This is a genomic window from Microbacterium sp. B19 (assembly GCF_000333395.1).
Classification (GTDB): Bacteria; Actinomycetota; Actinomycetes; order Actinomycetales; family Microbacteriaceae; genus Microbacterium.
This window is the reverse complement of sequence record NZ_BADA01000366.1, coordinates 1-1,701: the sequence shown is the minus strand read 5'-3', so window position 1 is coordinate 1,701 and position 1,701 is coordinate 1. Positions and strand designations below refer to the sequence as shown.

The 1,701-nt window shown below is 72.2% G+C and carries 1 pseudogene; it reads right to left on the bottom strand.

The features are described from left to right. Nucleotides 1–1,701: pseudogene (locus tag I5G_RS22410) on the bottom strand (pyruvate carboxylase); the annotation flags it as partial.

Genomic DNA, 1,701 nt, shown 5'->3' with positions numbered 1-1,701 from the left:
GCGGCGGCGGCGTCGACGGCATCCGCTCCGGCCGCCGAGGCGGCGAGGAGCGTCGCGAGCTGCCCGCCCGCGGTGTCGTGCGTGTGGACGTGCACGGGGAGGTCGAACCGCTCGCGGAGCGCCGTGACCAGGCGCGCGGCGGCGGCGGAACGGAGGAGTCCCGCCATGTCCTTCACGGCCAGGATGTGCGCGCCGGCGTCGACGACCTGCTCGGCCAGGCGCAGGTAGTAGTCGAGCGTGTACAGGTCTTCGCGGGGGTCGAGCAGGTCGCCCGTGTAGCAGACGGCGACCTCCGCGACCGCGGTCCCGGTGGCGAGCACCGCATCGATCGCGGGCCGCATCTGCGAGACGTCGTTGAGCGCGTCGAAGATGCGGAAGATGTCGATCCCGGATGCCGCGGCCTCGGCGACGAAGGCATCCGTCACCTCCGTCGGGTACGGGGTGTACCCGACCGTGTTGCGGCCGCGCAGGAGCATCTGGATCGCCACGTTCGGCAGCGCCTGCCGCAGCACGTCGAGGCGCTCCCACGGGTCCTCACCGAGGAAGCGGAGCGCGACGTCGTACGTCGCACCGCCCCAGGCCTCGACCGAGAGGAGTTCGGGCGTCAGCCGCGCGACGTACGGCGCGACCCGGGCGAGGTCGCGCGTGCGGACGCGGGTCGCGAGCAGCGACTGGTGGGCGTCGCGGAACGTGGTCTCGGTGACGGCGAGGGCCGTCTGCGCGCGCAGCGCCCGGGCGAAACCCACCGGGCCGAGCTCCTGCAGCCGCTGCCGGGAGCCCGCGGGCGCGGGGGTCGCGAGGTCGAGAACGGGGAGCTTGCTGCCCGGGTCGACCGAGAGCGGGTTGTCGCCGTTCGGCCGGTTGACCGTGGTGTCGACGAGCCACGACAGGATCTTCGTGCCGCGGTCCTTCGACTCGCGCCCCCGGAGCAGCTCGGGCCGTTCGTCGATGAACGACGTGCTGAGGTCGCCGGCGACGAAGGCCGGGTCGTCGAGCACCGCTTGCAGGAACGGGATGTTGGTCGAGACCCCCGCGGATGCGGAACTCCGCGAGGGCGCGGCGGGCGCGGGCGACCGCGGCGCCGAAGTCGCGACCGCGGCACGTGAGCTTGGCGAGCATGGAGTCGAAGTGCGGGCTGATCTGCGACCCCGCCGCGGTCGTGCCGCCGTCGAGGCGGATACCGGCGCCACCCGGCGAGCGGTACGTCGTGATCTTGCCGGTGTCGGGGCGGAAGCCCTGGGTAGGGTCCTCGGTCGTGATACGGCACTGCAGCGCCGCGCCGCGCAAGCGGATGTCGTCCTGCGTGAGCTGCAGATCGGCGAGCGTCTGGCCCGCGGCGATCCGCATTTGCGACTGGACGAGGTCGACGTCCGTGACCTCCTCGGTGACGGTGTGCTCGACCTGGATGCGCGGGTTCATCTCGATGAAGACGACCTCGCCCGCGCGAGGACCCGCGGTCTCGAGCAGGAACTCGACGGTGCCCGCGTTCTGGTAGCCGATCGACCGGGCGAACGCGACGGCGTAGCGGTGCAGGTCCACCCGCAGGCGCGTCATCGAGGTTCGGCGCCGGAGCGATCTCGATGACCTTCTGGTGCCGCCGCTGCACCGANCACTTTCAAGGGAAGAGGTGGACCGTCTCNCCCNTGGCATCCGCCTTTAAGGGCACCTCGACGTGGCGCGGGCGCTGCACGGCCTGCTCGA